This window comes from Streptomyces tsukubensis (assembly GCF_003932715.1).
In the GTDB taxonomy this organism is placed as follows: Bacteria; Actinomycetota; Actinomycetes; order Streptomycetales; family Streptomycetaceae; genus Streptomyces; species Streptomyces tsukubensis.
Genome location: NZ_CP020700.1, coordinates 7,809,021 through 7,824,395, shown reverse-complemented (window position 1 = coordinate 7,824,395; position 15,375 = coordinate 7,809,021). Strand labels below are relative to the sequence as shown.

General features: G+C 71.4%; 13 protein-coding genes. 10 read left to right on the top strand and 3 right to left on the bottom strand.

What is annotated here, in order from left to right; translation table 11 throughout:
- The first annotated feature begins 135 nt into the window (after positions 1-135).
- The 3 genes from B7R87_RS32145 to B7R87_RS32135 all read left to right on the top strand — a co-directional run bounded on the left by B7R87_RS32145 (position 136) and on the right by B7R87_RS32135 (position 2,846).
- A complete protein-coding gene (locus B7R87_RS32145) occupies positions 136-1,362 on the top strand; it encodes a sensor histidine kinase (protein ID WP_006344790.1) in 1,227 nt (408 codons plus the stop codon).
- Positions 1,359-2,021 carry a response regulator gene (locus tag B7R87_RS32140; protein WP_006344791.1) on the top strand — a complete coding sequence of 221 codons (663 nt, stop codon included), beginning with the start codon at positions 1,359-1,361 and terminating at the stop codon, positions 2,019-2,021. The genes B7R87_RS32145 and B7R87_RS32140 overlap by 4 nt, the downstream gene beginning before the upstream one ends.
- Before the next feature lie 66 nt (positions 2,022-2,087).
- A complete protein-coding gene (locus B7R87_RS32135; protein WP_006344792.1) occupies positions 2,088-2,846 on the top strand; it encodes a hypothetical protein in 759 nt (252 codons plus the stop codon).
- A 23-nt stretch (positions 2,847-2,869) separates the two neighbouring features.
- Here the strand turns inward: B7R87_RS32135 and B7R87_RS32130 are convergent, their stop codons facing one another.
- On the bottom strand, positions 2,870-4,060 hold the full coding sequence (locus B7R87_RS32130; protein WP_006344793.1) for an acyl-CoA dehydrogenase family protein: 1,191 nt from the start codon (positions 4,058-4,060) through the stop codon (positions 2,870-2,872).
- A 177-nt stretch (positions 4,061-4,237) separates the two neighbouring features.
- Here B7R87_RS32130 and B7R87_RS32125 point away from each other — a divergent pair, with 177 nt between their 5' ends.
- Positions 4,238-5,305, top strand: a complete 1,068-nt coding sequence (locus B7R87_RS32125) for an enoyl-CoA hydratase/isomerase family protein (protein ID WP_006344794.1) — start codon at positions 4,238-4,240, stop codon at positions 5,303-5,305.
- A gap of 179 nt (positions 5,306-5,484) precedes the next feature.
- On the opposite strand, the gene B7R87_RS32120 is transcribed toward B7R87_RS32125, so the two are convergent.
- Entirely contained in the window at positions 5,485-6,807 is a 1,323-nt protein-coding gene (locus B7R87_RS32120) for a glycoside hydrolase family 18 protein (protein WP_006344795.1), read from the bottom strand.
- A gap of 511 nt (positions 6,808-7,318) precedes the next feature.
- Between B7R87_RS32120 and B7R87_RS32115 the strand changes: the two genes are divergently transcribed.
- Positions 7,319-8,074, top strand: a complete 756-nt coding sequence (locus B7R87_RS32115) for a class I SAM-dependent methyltransferase (RefSeq protein ID WP_040912803.1) — start codon at positions 7,319-7,321, stop codon at positions 8,072-8,074.
- A 114-nt stretch (positions 8,075-8,188) separates the two neighbouring features.
- Here B7R87_RS32115 and B7R87_RS32110 read toward each other — a convergent pair whose 3' ends face one another.
- Positions 8,189-9,019, bottom strand: a complete 831-nt coding sequence (locus B7R87_RS32110) for a hypothetical protein (RefSeq protein ID WP_006344797.1) — start codon at positions 9,017-9,019, stop codon at positions 8,189-8,191.
- Between the two features lie 470 nt (positions 9,020-9,489).
- Between B7R87_RS32110 and B7R87_RS32105 the strand changes: the two genes are divergently transcribed.
- The 5 genes from B7R87_RS32105 (at position 9,490) to B7R87_RS32085 (ending at position 15,371) form a co-directional block, all read left to right on the top strand.
- Positions 9,490-10,596: an HAD-IA family hydrolase gene (locus tag B7R87_RS32105; RefSeq protein ID WP_006344798.1), complete on the top strand. Its 1,107-nt coding sequence runs from the start codon at positions 9,490-9,492 to the stop codon at positions 10,594-10,596.
- Positions 10,593-11,129 carry a gluconate 2-dehydrogenase subunit 3 family protein gene (locus tag B7R87_RS32100; RefSeq protein ID WP_006344799.1) on the top strand — a complete coding sequence of 179 codons (537 nt, stop codon included), beginning with the start codon at positions 10,593-10,595 and terminating at the stop codon, positions 11,127-11,129. Before B7R87_RS32105 ends, B7R87_RS32100 begins: the two co-directional genes overlap by 4 nt.
- Positions 11,126-12,796 (top strand): GMC oxidoreductase, encoded by a 1,671-nt coding sequence (locus B7R87_RS32095; protein WP_006344800.1) that lies wholly within the window; start codon positions 11,126-11,128, stop codon positions 12,794-12,796. The genes B7R87_RS32100 and B7R87_RS32095 overlap by 4 nt, the downstream gene beginning before the upstream one ends.
- 72 nt (positions 12,797-12,868) lie before the next feature.
- Positions 12,869-14,077, top strand: coding sequence for a nucleoside phosphorylase-I family protein (locus tag B7R87_RS32090; RefSeq protein ID WP_006344801.1), 1,209 nt, complete (start codon positions 12,869-12,871; stop codon positions 14,075-14,077).
- Positions 14,070-15,371, top strand: coding sequence for a hypothetical protein (locus B7R87_RS32085; protein WP_006344802.1), 1,302 nt, complete (start codon positions 14,070-14,072; stop codon positions 15,369-15,371). The genes B7R87_RS32090 and B7R87_RS32085 overlap by 8 nt, the downstream gene beginning before the upstream one ends.
- The last annotated feature ends 4 nt before the right edge of the window (positions 15,372-15,375 follow it).

Genomic DNA, 15,375 nt, shown 5'->3' with positions numbered 1-15,375 from the left:
CCCGCCCCCGCCACCCCGCCGCAACCGCCCGTGCCGTTCGGCACATGACCTGCGACCCCACTCCGCCCGAGACCCCTCACCCGGCGCCCGCCTTCCCGTAACCTCCGGTCCAGCAGGGTCCGGAGGGGGGAACGCATGACTTCACCGCCGACCGTCGTACCGTGGATCCCGCCCGTGCTGTACGGGACGGTTCTGTCCGGCGGGCTCTACCACGCGGCCGTTTCGGACGGGCCCGTGCACCTCGGCCGGACCGCGGGCTTCGCCACGGGGCTGGTCCTGCTGCTCGGCATCGAAGCCGTCGAACGGCGCCACCGGCCACCCACCGTTCCCACCGCCCCCGCCCGCCTCGCGGCGGCCCTGCTGGCCGTCCGTCTCGCCCTGTTCGCGGCCGTCGCCGTACTGGATGCTTCGGGCGTATCCCGGGCCCTGTTCGTCCTGGTGCCGTTCACCGCCCGGCTCGCCCTCGGCCGGCGGGCCGGGCTGGTGTCCGCCGCGGGGTGTGCCGCCCTGCTGGTCGGCGGCTGCACGGTCTGGGTGCCCGGATGGTGGGTCCGGCCCGATTACGTCTCCGACCTGCTGATGCTCGGTCTGGGGCTGGCACTGGCCTTGTCCATGGCGTCCGTCGCCGTACGGGAGCAGCAGGGGCGGGCACGGCTGGAAGGTGTGCTGGCGGAGCTGGCGGCCTCGCACGAGCGGCTGTCGCACTACGCCCTGCGGGTGGCGGAGCTGTCCACGGCCGCCGAGCGCAACCGGGTGGCCCGGGATATCCACGACAGCCTCGGACACCATCTCACCGCGATAGCGGTCCAGTTGGAGAAGGCGGAGGTGTTCCGGGACCGGGACCCGCAGGCCTCGGCGCAAGCCGTTTCGGACGCCCGCTGGTCGGCGGGGCGGGCGCTCACGGAGGTCCGTGAGTCGGTCGGCGCGCTGCGCGAGGCCCGGCCCTTCTCCCTCGACCGGGCGCTCTCGGACCTGGCCCGCCATCTGGGCGACGACCGGCTGACCGTGACGCTCCACACCACCGGTGACGAAGCCGGTTACGACGCCGGTTCCCTCACCGCGCTGTACCGGTCGGCGCAGGAGGCGCTCACCAACGCCTGGCGGCACGGCCGGGCGACCCGTATCGACGTCACCGCCGACTACGGCGAGTCCACGGCCCGTCTCACCGTCACGGACAACGGCCGGGGCTTCGCCGGGACCCCGGCCGGGCGTGCCGACGGCTCCGGATTCGGCATCCGCGGTCTGCGGGAGCGGGTCGAACTCCTCGGCGGAAGCGTGGACATCGGCGCCCGTCCGGCCGCCGGGACGGTGGTCACGGTCACCGTCCCGCGCGTACCGCCCGCCCCGGTGAGCACCGGATGAACGGCGGGCCGCCCGCCGAGGACCGAGGTGCGGTACGGGTCCTGGTCGTCGACGATCAGGAGCTGGTACGGGAGGGGATCGCATCGCTGCTGGGCGTCCAGCCGGGCGTCACCGTGGTGGCGACCGCGGGCGACGGTCCCGGGGCCGTGGAGGCGGCCGTCACCCATCGGCCGGACGTGGCGCTGGTCGATGTCCGGATGCCGGGCGTGGACGGTATCGACACCGCCGCCGCGCTCGCCGCGCGGGTGCCGTCCTGCCGGGTCGTCATGCTGACCACCTTCGACGACCGGGAGTACGTCGCCCGCGCGCTCCGGGCGGGAGCCGTCGGCTATCTGCTGAAGAACCTGCCGTCCGCCGAACTCGCCCGCGCCGTACACCTCGCCCGCGCCGGGATCGCCCAGCTGGACACCTCGGTACTGGCAGGCCTCGCCACCGCCCCGGCGCCCCCCGCTCCGGTGTTGCCCGCGGGGACCCTGACCGAACGCGAGGTGCATGTCCTGCGCCTGCTGGCGGGCGGCTCGACCAACCGCGAGATCGCGGCCCGGCTCTTCCTCAGCGAGGGCACGGTCAAGAACCACATCTCCCGCATCCTCGGCCGCCTGCACCTGCGCGACCGTACCCAGGCGGCGTTGTACGCCCGCGATCACGGCCTGCTGTGACATCCGCGTGCCGACGGCGACGTAACCGGGTGGTCAGCGCCGTACCGACGCGGCTACCGTGCGCGGATGTCGTACCGACTCCATGCCGCCGTCAGCGACTTCGACCGTTTGCGCCTCCGGACCTCGGGGATGCCGTGGGCGGTGGTCGCCCCGCTCGCGCAGCGCATGGGGCTGCTGGTGCTGCCGGACGGGCTCCGCGCCGATCTGCCGCGAACCTTGAGCGACCTCTCGCAGGGCGGACCCGTCGCCCACGTGGAGGCGGATTTCTGGGGCGGCGACGGGCATCAGACCGCCGCCTTGTGGCGAGCCGGTGTACGGGAGTGGGGGCCGGTGCACACGGCGGAGTTCGACGGCCCACGGGACGACTGGCCGATCAACGCGGCGCTGGCCCGGCTCGGCGTGGCGCGGGCCGCCCCCGGCGCGCCGGAGTACCGCGACCTGTTCGTGGAGGTGGGTCTCGGCCGGGGACGGAACGAGGAGGACTGGCGCCGGGCCGCTCTGCAGGCGCAGGACGCGGCCGACTACGACGAGTGGTACGCGCAGATGGGGGCCGAGCGGGAACGCGAGGAACGTGCCGCGGCCGAGCGGGCGAGGTACCAGCGGCTGCCGGTGGTTCCCGTGGCGCTCGACGGCAGGGAGATCATCGCGCTGCTCGGCATCCCGCGGGGCCGTACGGTGGGGGCGGCCGTCCGCGCTCTCCAGGAACTCCACCTCGACCGCGGCCCCCTCTCCCGTGAGGAGGCCGAGGCGGCACTGCGCGCCTGGGCCGCGAACCAGGGGCCGGGGGACGCATCGGAAGGAAGCACCGGATCCTCCCGGCCGTGACCGGCTCTCCCAGCCACAGTCGCTCAGCGGCGGACCCGGGGCATGCCGAGTCCCAGCCAGGAGATGATCTCGCGCTGGATCTCGTTGTTTCCGCCGCCGAAGGTGAAGATGACGGCCGAGCGGTAGCCGCGTTCCAGGTCGCCGCGGAGTACGGCTCCGGCCGAGCCCTCCTTGAGCGGTCCCGCCGCGGCGACGATCTCCATCAGCCAGGCGTAGGCGTCGCGGCGGGCCTCGGAGCCGTACACCTTGACGGCGGAGGCGTCCTGCGGGGTGAGGCTGCCGTCCTCGACGGCCCCCACCATCCGCCAGTTGAGGAGTTTCAGCGCGTCCAGCCTGGTGTGAGTGCGGGCGAGCCGGCCGCGGACCCAGCCGAGGTCGATCACCCGCCGTCCGTCGGCGAGTTCGGTGTCCGCCGCCCAGCGCTGGACGTCGTGCAGGGCGCGGATCGCCATGACGCCGTGGGCGGCGAGGGTGACGCGTTCATGGTTGAGCTGATTGGTGATGAGCCGCCAGCCGCCGTTCTCGGGGCCGACGCGGCGGCTCGCGGGGACCCTTACGTCCTCGTAGAAACTGGCGGTGGTGTCGTGCGAGGCGAGGGTGGTGATGGGGGTGCACGAGTAGCCGGGGTCCGTGGTCGGGACCAGCAGCATCGTGATGCCCCGGTGCGGCGGGGCCTCCGGATCGGTCCGGACCGCGAGCCACACCCAGTCGGCGGTGTCGCCGTTCGTCGTCCAGATCTTCTGCCCGTTGACGGTGTACGTTCCGGTCTCCTCGTCGCCCTCCCGTACCGCCCGGGTCCTGAGCGCGGCCAGATCGGTCCCGGCGTCCGGTTCGCTGTAGCCGATGGCGAAGTCGATCTCGCCGGAGAGGATCCGGGGGAGGAAGTACGTCTTCTGCTCGTCGGTCCCGTACCGCATCAGGGTCGGCCCGACGGTGTTCAGTGCCATCAGCGGCAGCGGTACGCCCGCTCGTGCGGCCTCGTCGAAGAAGATGAACTGGGCGAAGGCGCTGAGCCCCCGGCCGCCGTACTCCTGCGGCCAGCCGACACCGAGCCACCCGTCGGCACCGAGCCGGCGGACGGTCCTGCGGTAGTACCGCTTCTGCTCGGCGGGATCCGCGAACCGGGCGCGGGCGTCGTCCGGGACGACGGTGCGGAAGTACGTGCGCAGCTCGTCGCGCAACTGCTGCTGCTCGGGCGTGTGGTCGAGGTGCACGGCCCCTCCAGTGGCTGATACGGCCCCGCGGCCGGTGCCGGGCGCGGCGCACACGGTAGAACGTGTTGCAGAAAGGAGGAAGGGGCGCGGGACCGGGGATTGACGTCCGGCGCGTGCGCGGAAGGATGGCGGCAAGATCCGCACTCCACGCTCCCCGGGACGAAAGGACACCGCCGCATGGCCCACGACGAGGTGGACCCCGCGCCCGTACTGCTCCGCACGGAGGGCCGCGCCGCGTACCTCACCCTGAACCGGCCGCGGGCCATCAACGCCCTCACCCGTGGCATGGTCCGTGACCTGGCCGCCGCGCTCGACCGCTTCGACGACGACCCTGCGGTGGCGGTGATCGTCCTGACGGGCGCCGGGGAGCGGGGCCTGTGCGCGGGCGGCGACATCCGCGCGATCCACGCGGACGCGGTCGCGGGCGGCCGGGAAGCCTTCGCGTTCTGGCGCGACGAGTACCGGCTGAACGCGAGGATCGCGCGCCTGCGGACGCCGTACGTGGCGGTGATGGACGGCATCGTGATGGGCGGCGGGGTCGGGGTGTCGGCCCACGGTTCGGTACGGATCGTCACCGAGCGGTCGGCGGTCGGAATGCCGGAGACGGGCATCGGCTTCGTCCCGGATGTCGGCGGTACGTATCTGCTGGCGCGGGCCCCGGGCGAGACGGGCACGCATCTCGGCCTGACGGGCCTCCCGGTCGGCGCGGCGGACGCGATCCTGTGCGGCCTGGCGGACCACTACGTCCCGTCGGACGACCTGGCGGCGTTCACGGCGGAGCTGGCCGGGGCGGACGTCCACGATGCGGTACGCCGGTACGCCCGCCCGGCCCCGGAGGGCGAACTCGCGGCGCAGCGGGAGTGGATCGACACCTGCTATTCCGCAGGTTCGGTGGAGGAGATCGTGCACCGCCTGCTGACGCACGGCGCGCCTGCGGCGAAGGAAGCGGCGGAGACGATCCTCACGCGGTCGCCGACGTCGCTGAAGGTCACGCTCACGGCGCTGCGCCGGGCGCGGGCGCTGGATTCGCTGGAGAAGGTGCTGGAACAGGAGTACCGGGTGTCGTGCGCGACGTTCGGCTCCCCGGACTTGGCGGAGGGCATCCGCGCCCAGGTCGTCGACAAGGACCGCAACCCGAGGTGGTCTCCGGCGAGGCTGGAGGATGTGGAGGCGGGGACGGTGGCGCGTTTCTTCAGGGCGGGGGCCGAGGGCGGTGGTTTGGGGTTGGTGGAGCGGGGCGTGTAGGAAGCGCTCGGGGGTGCGGGGAGCGCCTGGCCCGTACCTTGGAGCGTTGTCGGCGGTGCAGCACAGGCAACGCGCAGGCAGTCTGCGTCTTGGGGCCTGGGGCTTGGGTCTTGAGTATTGGGCCGCGGCACCCGGTGGCGGCCGGGTCGCCCCGCCCGCCACCGGGTCGTAACCGCAGGTCAGCGCCGCAGACCGCGGTCCAGCGCGGCGATCAGCGAACCCTGGGCGTCATCCCCGTCCAGGGACCAGACCATCACGCCGCCGAGACCCTTCCGCTGGGTGTAGCGGGCCTTCTGGGCGGCGGTGGCCGGGGTGTCGTACGTCCAGAACTCGGTGCCGTCGTACTTCCAGGCCGCGCCGTGCTTGCGGTCGGTGTGCACGGCGCCGGGCAGGTCCTTGATGGCCTTGTAGGGCAGCTGGCCGCCGCCGCGCGGGGACATGCCGGTGGCGGGCTGGTAGAGGCCGTTCTTCGCCCCGGCGGGCACTCCCGTCCAGCCGTAGCCCCAGGACGGCACCCCGAGCACCGCCTTGTGGGCCGGGAGGCCGCCGGCCAGGTAGTGCCGCACCACCCGGTCCGCGCTGTAGCTGTAGTCGACGCCGGAGGGGTCGGCCGGGTCGGTGTAGAGGTTCGCCTGGTGGTTGGTCGGGCCCAGCGGCTCCCAGGAGCCGTGCATGGTGTAGGTCATCAGGTTGAGGTAGTCCACCTGGCGGGCGACCTTCCGCAGCTCCAGCCGGTCCGCGATATCGGTGTTGGCGGCGACGGCCGCCGTCAGCAGGTGGCGCCCCCGCGGCCCGTCGCCCAGCGCGTCCAGCTGCCGCCGGAACTCGGCCAGCAGCAGGGTGAAGTTGCGGCCGTCCTCGGGGCGCACCGAGTTGTCCGGCAGACCGTCGCCGCCCGGGTGCTCCCAGTCGAGGTCGATACCGTCGAAGACGCCCGCGCCGCTGCCCGGGCCGCCCTCCGGCGAGCCCAGCTGCGGCAGGTTGCCCTTGATGTAGAGGTCGACACAGGAGGCCACGAACTTCTTGCGCGCGGCGTCAGTGGCGGCCACGTCCGAGAAGTACTTGGACCAGCCCCAGCCGCCGATCGAAATGACGGCCTTGAGGTGGGGGTTCTTCGCCTTCAGCTTCCGGAGCTGGTTGAAGCTGCCTTTCAGCGGCTGGTCCCAGGCGTCGGCGACGCCGTCCACCGAGTCGGCAGCACTGATCGGCCGCTGGTAGTCGGCCCAGGCGTCGGCCTGGTCGGCCAGGTTGTCCTCGAAGCAGGTGCCCTCGGGGGAGATATTGCCGAAGGCATAGTTGATCACGGTCAGCTTCGCCGCCTGGCCCGAGTCCTGGACCTTCTTGGCGGAGAAGCCGCTGTAGACGCTCCATCCGGTGAAGTAGGCCACACGGTGGCCGGGCAGTCGGCGGTTGTCGTCGTCATCGGCGTGAGCGGTGGTAGGGCCCGCGATGAGCGAGGCGAGCAGAGCCGTCGCCAGGAACGCGGAGGTGCGTCTGAACATACTGGTGGCCTTGTCTGAGTGGGGTCAGATGGTCTGTACCAATCGCGAGAAGAGATCTAGTCCATGCCGGGGGTGCGCACAAGAGGCCGGACTGCACCAAATAGCCGGGTGCTCCAGGTAATTGATGGAGCGTCAGCGACTCGGACCGCGTAGCAAGCGCTGCGGAATGCCGCCGATGGGGTAGTGGTCCGCCTCACCGGGTGTCGATGCGAACCACCGCGTCGACCTCGACGGAGCCTGCGGCGCCCTTGGCGGGGGGGGGCGGGGCCATCCCCGCGCGGGCGGGGAGCACTCAGTGCCTGTGTCTGAGCCTCGGGGCAGGAGATGGCATGAAACCCCGTGGTGACGTGGGTGGTTGGCTTTGACCGTGAATGCCGACGTCGTTTGGCCGTGAAAGTTGACGGTGGTTCGCGGCCTCGGGTCATCCCTGCGAAAACCATTGGTGCCCGGCTTGCTCCGCTGATGGACTGACGTCCTGCCGTGAGTCTGCCGCGTGACGGAGGTAGTGGTTGTGACAGGCTACGACGTGCTTGCCGAGGTGTACGAATGGCTTATCTCGGATGCAAAGTTGCCTCCAGCCGAATTTGCTGCGTCGTACGACCACGTCCTCGGTCTCCTGCCGTCGAACGCTTACGTCCTCGACTGTTCGTGCGGAACCGGACAGTTGGCGGTTGGCCTCGCCGGTCGTGGCATGCAGGTTGTCGCAACTGACGCCAGCGCGGCGATGGTTCGTCGGACTGCGGAGCTGTCCGAGGAGTTCAGGGCGTCCGTCCGGGCCGTACAGGCGGACTGGGAAGAATTGCCCGACCATTTCCAGGACAACACGTTCGACATGGTGTTCTGCGTCGGCAACTCGCTTCACCATGCAGCGGGCGCGACAGGCAGGGGCGCTGCTCTGGAGTCGATGTCACGGCTTCTGCGCCCCGGCGGGCGCTTGGTACTCACATCCCGCACTTGGGAACTAGTGAGGGCCAGGGGTTCCCGGCTGGAGATCAGTGACCGACTCGTCCGCCGGAACGGTCGCGATGCCGTCGTGGTCTACCGCTGGGAGATTGCGCCGCATTGGGAGGAGGAGCATCACATCGAGATTGCGATCGCGCAAGTTGATGCGACCGGGTTGGTTCTTGTCCGCTCCGAACTGCTGTCCTGCTGGCCCTACCGGTACGAGGAACTCGAAGTCGAGCTGCACCGGGTCGGACTCCGAACGGAACTGAGCACATTCGATCTTGAGGCCGAGAACTACATGGTGGTCGCAAGCAAGGTGTAAACACCGGACTCTCAGTCCCTGGCCGGACCGCACGGTCGCTCGCAGGGCGCGCGTGGAAGCTTCTCCGCCCGGATGGTCCGGACCGGGGAACCGCTAACGAGCGTCCGGGCGCGGTCAGGTTCTGCCGCGGGTGGCGACGAAGGCGGCCCACTCGTCAGCGGACCGGGCGACCGACTCGGCCGTGGCCCTCTGCTCGGCGGCAAGGTCGTGCCAGCGCCGCGCCTCGGCCTGCACCAGCACGGCCACGGCCTTCGGGTCGACCGCCGTCCAGCCCGGTACCCGGGCCGCCTGCTCCGGGGTGTGCCCGCCGGTGGAGACCAGCCGCATCCCCCACAGCGCCGTGTCGATCCAGGCCGGCCCGGCCGTGGCCCAGGACCAGTCGACCAGGCGGGCACGGCCGCCGTCCTCCACGAGGACGTTGGTCGAGGCCGGATCCATGTGCAGCAGCGTTGAACCGTCGAGCAGTTCCCGATCGCCGTCGGCGCAGTAGTAGCCCCATCGGTCCCAGGCGGTGGGCAGCCGCACCGAGGGCGGTGCGGGCAGGGGCGCCAGCTCGGCCAGTGCCGCGGCGACCGGCGCGAGGTCCGGCGGGCCGGGCACGAAGTCGGCGTCCCGGCCCACAACTCCCTCGAAGGCGAGGAGATGCCAGCCGTGGCCGTCCAGGCGCCACAGGACCCGTGGTGCGCTCCGGGGCAGGTGCGGGTTCACCGCCTCTTCAAGATCCAGCTCGTCCACGGGCGACCAGTTGGCACCCCACCACGAGTCGTCCTCCTCAAGAACAGCACCGGCCGCGGGGGCACGCTCCCGCTGCCCCTTGACGAAGACGAGCTCCCCCGATTCCAGGTCCAGCAGGGAGGCGATCCCCGCGCGTGCGGGGAGCACCCGGACACGGCCGGTGTCCGGGATCTGAGCCTGGGACCATCCCCGCGCGTGCGGGGAGCACACTCCCTGACCTGCCACTTCGTCAGCGCTCAACACCCCTTCCGAAGCAACTTCACCGACTCCGGCATAAGCGACACAGCACAGACCCTCAAGTCCTTCCCCCTCTCCGGGCAGAACGCGCCGATCATACAAAGGCGCGCCCTCCCGACCCCCCGATTGCCCCCCATCCCCCACAGCCAAGTGGCGCGCCCTCCCTCCCCGCGCGACCATGGACACAGAGGACTGACTCCCCAGCGGCGTTCCTCTTTCGGTTCGGAGCTCCGACCGCGCAAATCCGGCGGGGACTCCCGCACCGACCTGCTCAGCATGACCGCACCCGGCGCCCTCGGGGTCCGCTGCCCGCACGCGTCTCAGCGCGGCCCCGCGCTCGCCCGGAACGCACGTCGGACTTCCCTCGGCAGACATCACGTACACACGGTCACGACTTCCCCGCCCGCCGACCGACCACCACCACCACGAAGAAGGGCCGTCCCATGCCCGCCACCACCGTCGACTGCGACGCGGTCTTCTTCGACCTGCGCGACACCCTCGGCGACGTCGACCGGCCCGGCCATCTCGCCCTCTACCGGCCCAGCACCGAGAAGCTGCTCGACGCCATGCGGGAACTCGTGGGGCTGCGGGTCGGGGTGATCACCAATTTGCCCGCGGACGTCAGCTCCGAGCAGGGGCACCGGATGATCGCCGAGGCCGTCGTCAGCGAGAGCAACGGCAGCACCGTCCATCTTGCCGACATCCTCGACCCGCAGGGCATCGTGATCAACCACGAGGCCCGGCTCGACAAGCCCGACCCCGCCATCTACCACTACGCCGCCGATCAGATGCATGTGCCCATCGAACGCTGTCTGTTCGTCGGGGAGAACCTCATCGAGGTCCTCGCCGCCCAGGCCGCGGGGATGCACGGTCTGCTGAAGCCGTCGCCGCCCGGCAAGGAGTTCCAGCCCGCGGTGATCACCCGGCAGGGCGAGTCCGTCGAGGACAGCGGGCGTGCCTTCGAGGAGGCCCTCGAACAGGAGCACCTCCTCGGGGAGCGGATCTTCGGATGCGGCAGCCGGATCGTGCGCGGGCTGGAGGCGGTGGAGCGGGCGGAGGACATTCCGCCGGGGGTGTACACCGCGATGGGGATGTTCGTGTACGTCCTCACCAACTTCGCCGACCAGGCGCATCTGCAGGCCGAGGAGGCGATCGTGCCGCTGGCCGTCGCCCGCGGGATGCCGCCCGACGCCGCCCGCTGGATGTTCGACCAGCACGACCAGGCCCGCGCCTACTGGGAGGCGATCCGGGTCGCGTGGCGGCGTATCCAGAACGGCGACCCCCGTGACGTGGCCTTCGCGATCTCCGACTTCCGCCGCTGCACGGAGAGCTTCGTCCGGCTCTTCCGGGCGCACGCGGTACGGGAGAACGACGAGCTGTATCCGGAACTGGGCCGCCGTCTCACGGACGCGGACGACGCGACCGTGCTCTCCATCGTCCACCACACCGGCCCGCCGGACATCGGACCGTATGCGGCGATCGTCGGCGCCATGGAGGAGGCCCTCGACACCGCGGGCATCGAGGACGCCGCGGCCGGCGGAAAGGCATGACCATGTGGCTCCTGCGACCGCCCGACACCGGATTCTTCGACAAGGAGCAGCGGCGTGCCGTGGAGGTGCTCTTCGACGCGGTCCTGCCCGGCGGGCCGAAGCGTCCCGGCGCGGACGACGCCGACGCCGCCGAGTACGTCGACCGGCTCCTGGCCATGGGGCCGGGCACGCACCCCGAGATCCCGTCCTGGCGCGCCGCCTACCCCGTACTGCTCGCCGCTCTCGACACGGCCGCCCGGCAGGCGAACGGCGGACGCGGCGTCCCCGATCTCGACCGCCCCGAGGCCACCGCGCTGCTGCGCGGACTCGCGGCCGGGACCCTGCCGGAGTGGCCCGCGGACGCCCTCGCCCAGCCGGCCGCATTCACCCTGCTGCGGGCCCACTGCATCGAGGGCTGCTTCGGCGATCCGCGCTGGGGCGGCAATCGTGCATCGGTGATCTGGCGCTGGTACGGATACCTCACCCCGGCCGCTCCGTTCGCCCGCCCCTCCCCCACCGCCGCGGACGGCGCCCGGCCCGGGGAGGAGTCATGACCGCCACCCCGACCGCACCCGGCGGATACGACGCGATCGTCGTCGGCGCGGGTGCGGGCGGCGGCACCGCGGCCCGGGTGCTCACCGCGCGAGGGCGCCGGGTCGCCGTGCTGGAGAAGGGCCCGCTTCCCGTGGCCGACGAGTTCCTCCCGTACGACGAACTCCACTTCCACACCCACAAGACGCTGATCCCGCACCGCGACACCGACCCCAACATCTATATGGCCGGGCCCGCGCAGGACCGGCCCACCCCGGTGGAGCGCTGGTGGAACGTGAACATGGTCGGCGGCGCGACGACCGTATGGGACGCCAATGTGCCCCGCTACACCGAGGAGGACTTCAGCGTCCTCGACCATCTGCACGACGTACCACCCGACGCGTCCATGGTGAACTGGCCGTGGACCTATCGGGAGTTCGAGCCGTGGTTCGAGCGGGCCGAGTACGAGTGGGGCGTCTCCGGGCGGGCCCGGCAGTCCCCGGCGCAGGAGCCGATCCGGTCCGGCTACGACTACCCGATGCCGCCGCTGCGCCCCCACGCGGCCGTGCCGTTCCTGACCGAGGCGTTCGGCCGCGCCGGGATGCAGCCCTATCTCGGCCCCCGGGCGATCAACTCCCGGGTGTACGACGGCCGCCCGGCCTGCTCGTTCTGCGGTTTCAACCAGTTCTTCGGCTGCGGGCTCAATTCCCGGGCCTCGGCGCTGAACACCGTGCTCCAGCGCGCCCTGGCCACCGGCCGGTGCGATCTGATGACCGGCCACTGCGTGACCCGGATCGTGCACGAGGACGGCCGGGTGCGCGGGGTGATGTACCGGGACGAGCCGGGCGGTCCGGAGCGGTTCCTGGGCGCGTCCCAGGTGCTGGTGTCCGTGCAGACCATCGAGTCGGCGCGGCTGTTCCTGGTGTCGGAGGTGCCCGACCCGAACCGGATGATCGGCCACTATCTGACGTACCACACCCATGGGAACGCGGAGCTGACGCTGCCGCTGCAGCCCGTGTGGACGGGCAACGGCGCCCAGCAGCCGTCGACCGCGATCGGCTCCCTCCAGCTGCGTGATCTGTACGTGGTCGACGATCCGGCCACCCCGGTCACCAAGGCCGGGAAGTTCTCCGTCTACGACCCCTACACCTGCGTACCGCCGGTCCGGCTGGTCAAAGGCGCTGCGCTCGGGCCGGGGCACGGCAGTCTGTGGGGCGAGGAGCTGTACACGTATCTGGACGAGCTGCGGCACCAGGGCGGTGTGTACTTCTCCTTCACGGGTGAGGCGATGTCCCTGTACGACAACCGGGTCGAGCTCGACCCCGATGTCACCGACCCATGGGGCATGCCCGCCGCCCGGATCTGGTACCGGCACCACGACTACGATCTCGCCGCCGCCCGCTACGCCATCGACCGCGTGGTGCAGGTGATGCAGGACGCGGGCGGCGAGCTGCGCGGCTACGACGTACCCGGCGCAGAGAACCCCGGCTACGGGCATGTCCAGGGCACACTGCGCGCCGGCACCGACCCCGGTGCCTCGGTGCTCGACGAGAACTGCCAGTCGCACACCGTCTCCGGCCTGTACGCCCTCGACTGCGCTTTCATGCCGACCGCGGGCGCCTCGAACCCCACCCTGACGCTGCTCGCCAACGCCTACCGGGTGTGCGAGCGGCTCCCGTACCCCGACTGAGGAGCACTCCCCCGGCGAGGCCTCCGGCACACCGTCACCGGGCCGGCCGGGAACGATACGGAAGGCACCATCATGGACACCCTTGACGACCGGGTCGACATCGCCCGCGCCCTGCTGTCCGAGGGGATCACCCAGGCCGACCTCGAACTCTCGCCCGATCTGGCCGCCGCGCCGGACGGCGCCGTACTCGCCGCCGATCTCGCGCTCGTGTTCCCCGACGGGCTCGCGCCCGTCCCGCAGCCCTTCGACACCGTGCCGTCCCCCGACGCTCCGCTGCCCCGCGCCGACGTCGTCGTGATCACCTGGACGGTCGCCGAGCAGAACGCCCTCTGCGACGTCTTCACCAAGGGCTTCGGGCGGCTGAAGTGGTACCGGTACACCCGCAACTTCGAGGAGCACTACCGGCCGCTGATCAGAAAGGGCGCGCCGTCGCTCTCCGCCCGCCCGCCGCGCCTGGGCTCGTACTTCCCCGTCAAGCTCGGCGATCTCGACGTGCTGTGCATGAAGTCCGAACTCCACCTCAACCAGGACGGCGTCAAAACCGGCGAAGGGACCGCCACCCTGCCCGTCCGGGACTTCTTCCAGCAGATCATCGAGGAGGTACGGCCGCGGGTGATCGCCACCATCGGCACCTCGGGCAGTGTCTTCGCCGACTTCCCGCTGGGCGACGTCGTGGTCACACGCGCGGCGAAGTTCCGCTGCCAGAAGGAGTTCCGCAACGAACAGTTCAACGAGCAGGCCTTCCGGTCCGACTGGACGCTCCCGCTCGACCGGATGGAGGACGCGCAGAACCTGATGCGCGGCTTCTCCCACCGGCTGACGGAACCGCCGCTCGGCCCGCCGTCCACCCGCTTCCCCTTCACCGGGCCGCTGATCGAACCGCCCGACAACACGCCGACCGTCCGGGTCGAGCAGGGCGGGCAGGACATGCCCGAGTTCCATCCGATCCTGACCACGGACTACTTCGAGTACGGCACGTCCACGAACGGTCTGGAGCACGAAGGGGCGGCCGTCGAGATGGGTGACGCCGCGCTCGGTCTGGCGATCGCGGACCTCACCGCAGCGGGCCCGGACCATGTGCCGGACTGGGTGGTCGTCCGCAATATGTCCGACCCGCAGATCAACGGCGAACTCCCCACCCGCGAGTTCCGCCTCAACCAGCAGACCATGTGGGCCGTGGGCTACTACGAGGCGTACGGCTACTGGACCAGCGTCTGCGGTGCCCTCACCACCTGGGGTCTGGTCGCGGGACTCGCCGAGGCGGGCCCCGGCCATGCCTGACCCGCCGGCCGTCACCCGGCTCCCCATCGAGGTCGAGCTGCTGTTCGAGCTGATGCCGTGCAATGCGCTGCGCACCTCGCAGTACGCCGGGCCCGGAGCCCATCCGTGCGCCTACTTCCGCTCGTGGGGCACCTACCACTCCTACGACTACGACGCCGACGAGCCGCCGCCGGACCCGTCGATCGTGCGGCCCTCGCACTACACGGGCCGGATGACGCCGCTGCCGGAGCCGCTGTCCGGCTGCCGGAAGGCCCCGATCCTCGCCGTCGGCATCAACCCCAACCTCCCGGGCTGGTGGCCGGGCAGCCGTAACTCCCTCACCCCCGACTTCGACTCCGTACGCCAGTACGCGCACTACTTCCGGTACCGCGGGGTGTTCAAGCCCGAGCTGCCCGACGAGGCGTACCGGGCCTTCGGCGGCGGGCCCGGCGACGGTCCGCTGGAAGGGAAGCCGCTCACCGTCCCCGAGGACGCGCAGGGGCGGCGCGAGATACCCGTCCAGGAGCAGCCGCAGCGCATGTACCTCGTCTACCAGCAACTGCTGGACGCCCTCGGCGCGGAGCTGGGGCTCGGCCCGGGCACGCTCACCGTCGGCGAGGATCTGTCGTACGGCAACATGGTCGCCTGCGCCTCCGCGAAGTGGACCACCCGGCCCGATCCGCACGACCCGGACCTCCCTCCGATGACGGGCGGCCGGCGCGCCGGGATCGTCGGGGAGTGCTTCCGCACCCGCCGCCATCTGCTGCGGCAGATGTTCCAGTCGCTGCCTGCCGTAATCCTCGTCCTCGGACAGAGCACCGCCAACGCGTTCACCGGCGAACTCGCGTCCCGGCTCACCCCCGTGCCTGCTCCCGAGACGCCGATGGCGGAGCTGATGGCAACCGAGGTCCGGCTGGTCTACGGCACCCTCGACGACGGCGAGGAACTCGACGCCCGGGTGCTGTTCGCGCCCCATCCCACGGGGAATCCCGACGACTACGCACAGGCCCGTCCGCTGCTCGTCGAACAGCTCCTGCACGAGGCCCGCGGCGGCCGGCTGGGGCACGACGAACGCATCGGACATCTGACGCGCCCCCGCGGCTCGTGCTCCTTCTGCCCGCTGCTCGACATCGGCCCGTGCGCGTACGCCGACGTGCTCACCCCGCTCCCGGGCGGCAGTCCGGCCCTCCTCGCGGACGCCCCCGCGCCCGCAGCGGCGGAGAAACGCACCCAGCTGCGGCTGCTCGACGGCATCACCGAACGGGCCGCGCCCGTCACCGACGTATGGGCGCACACCGACGACCGGGAGGCCTGACGCG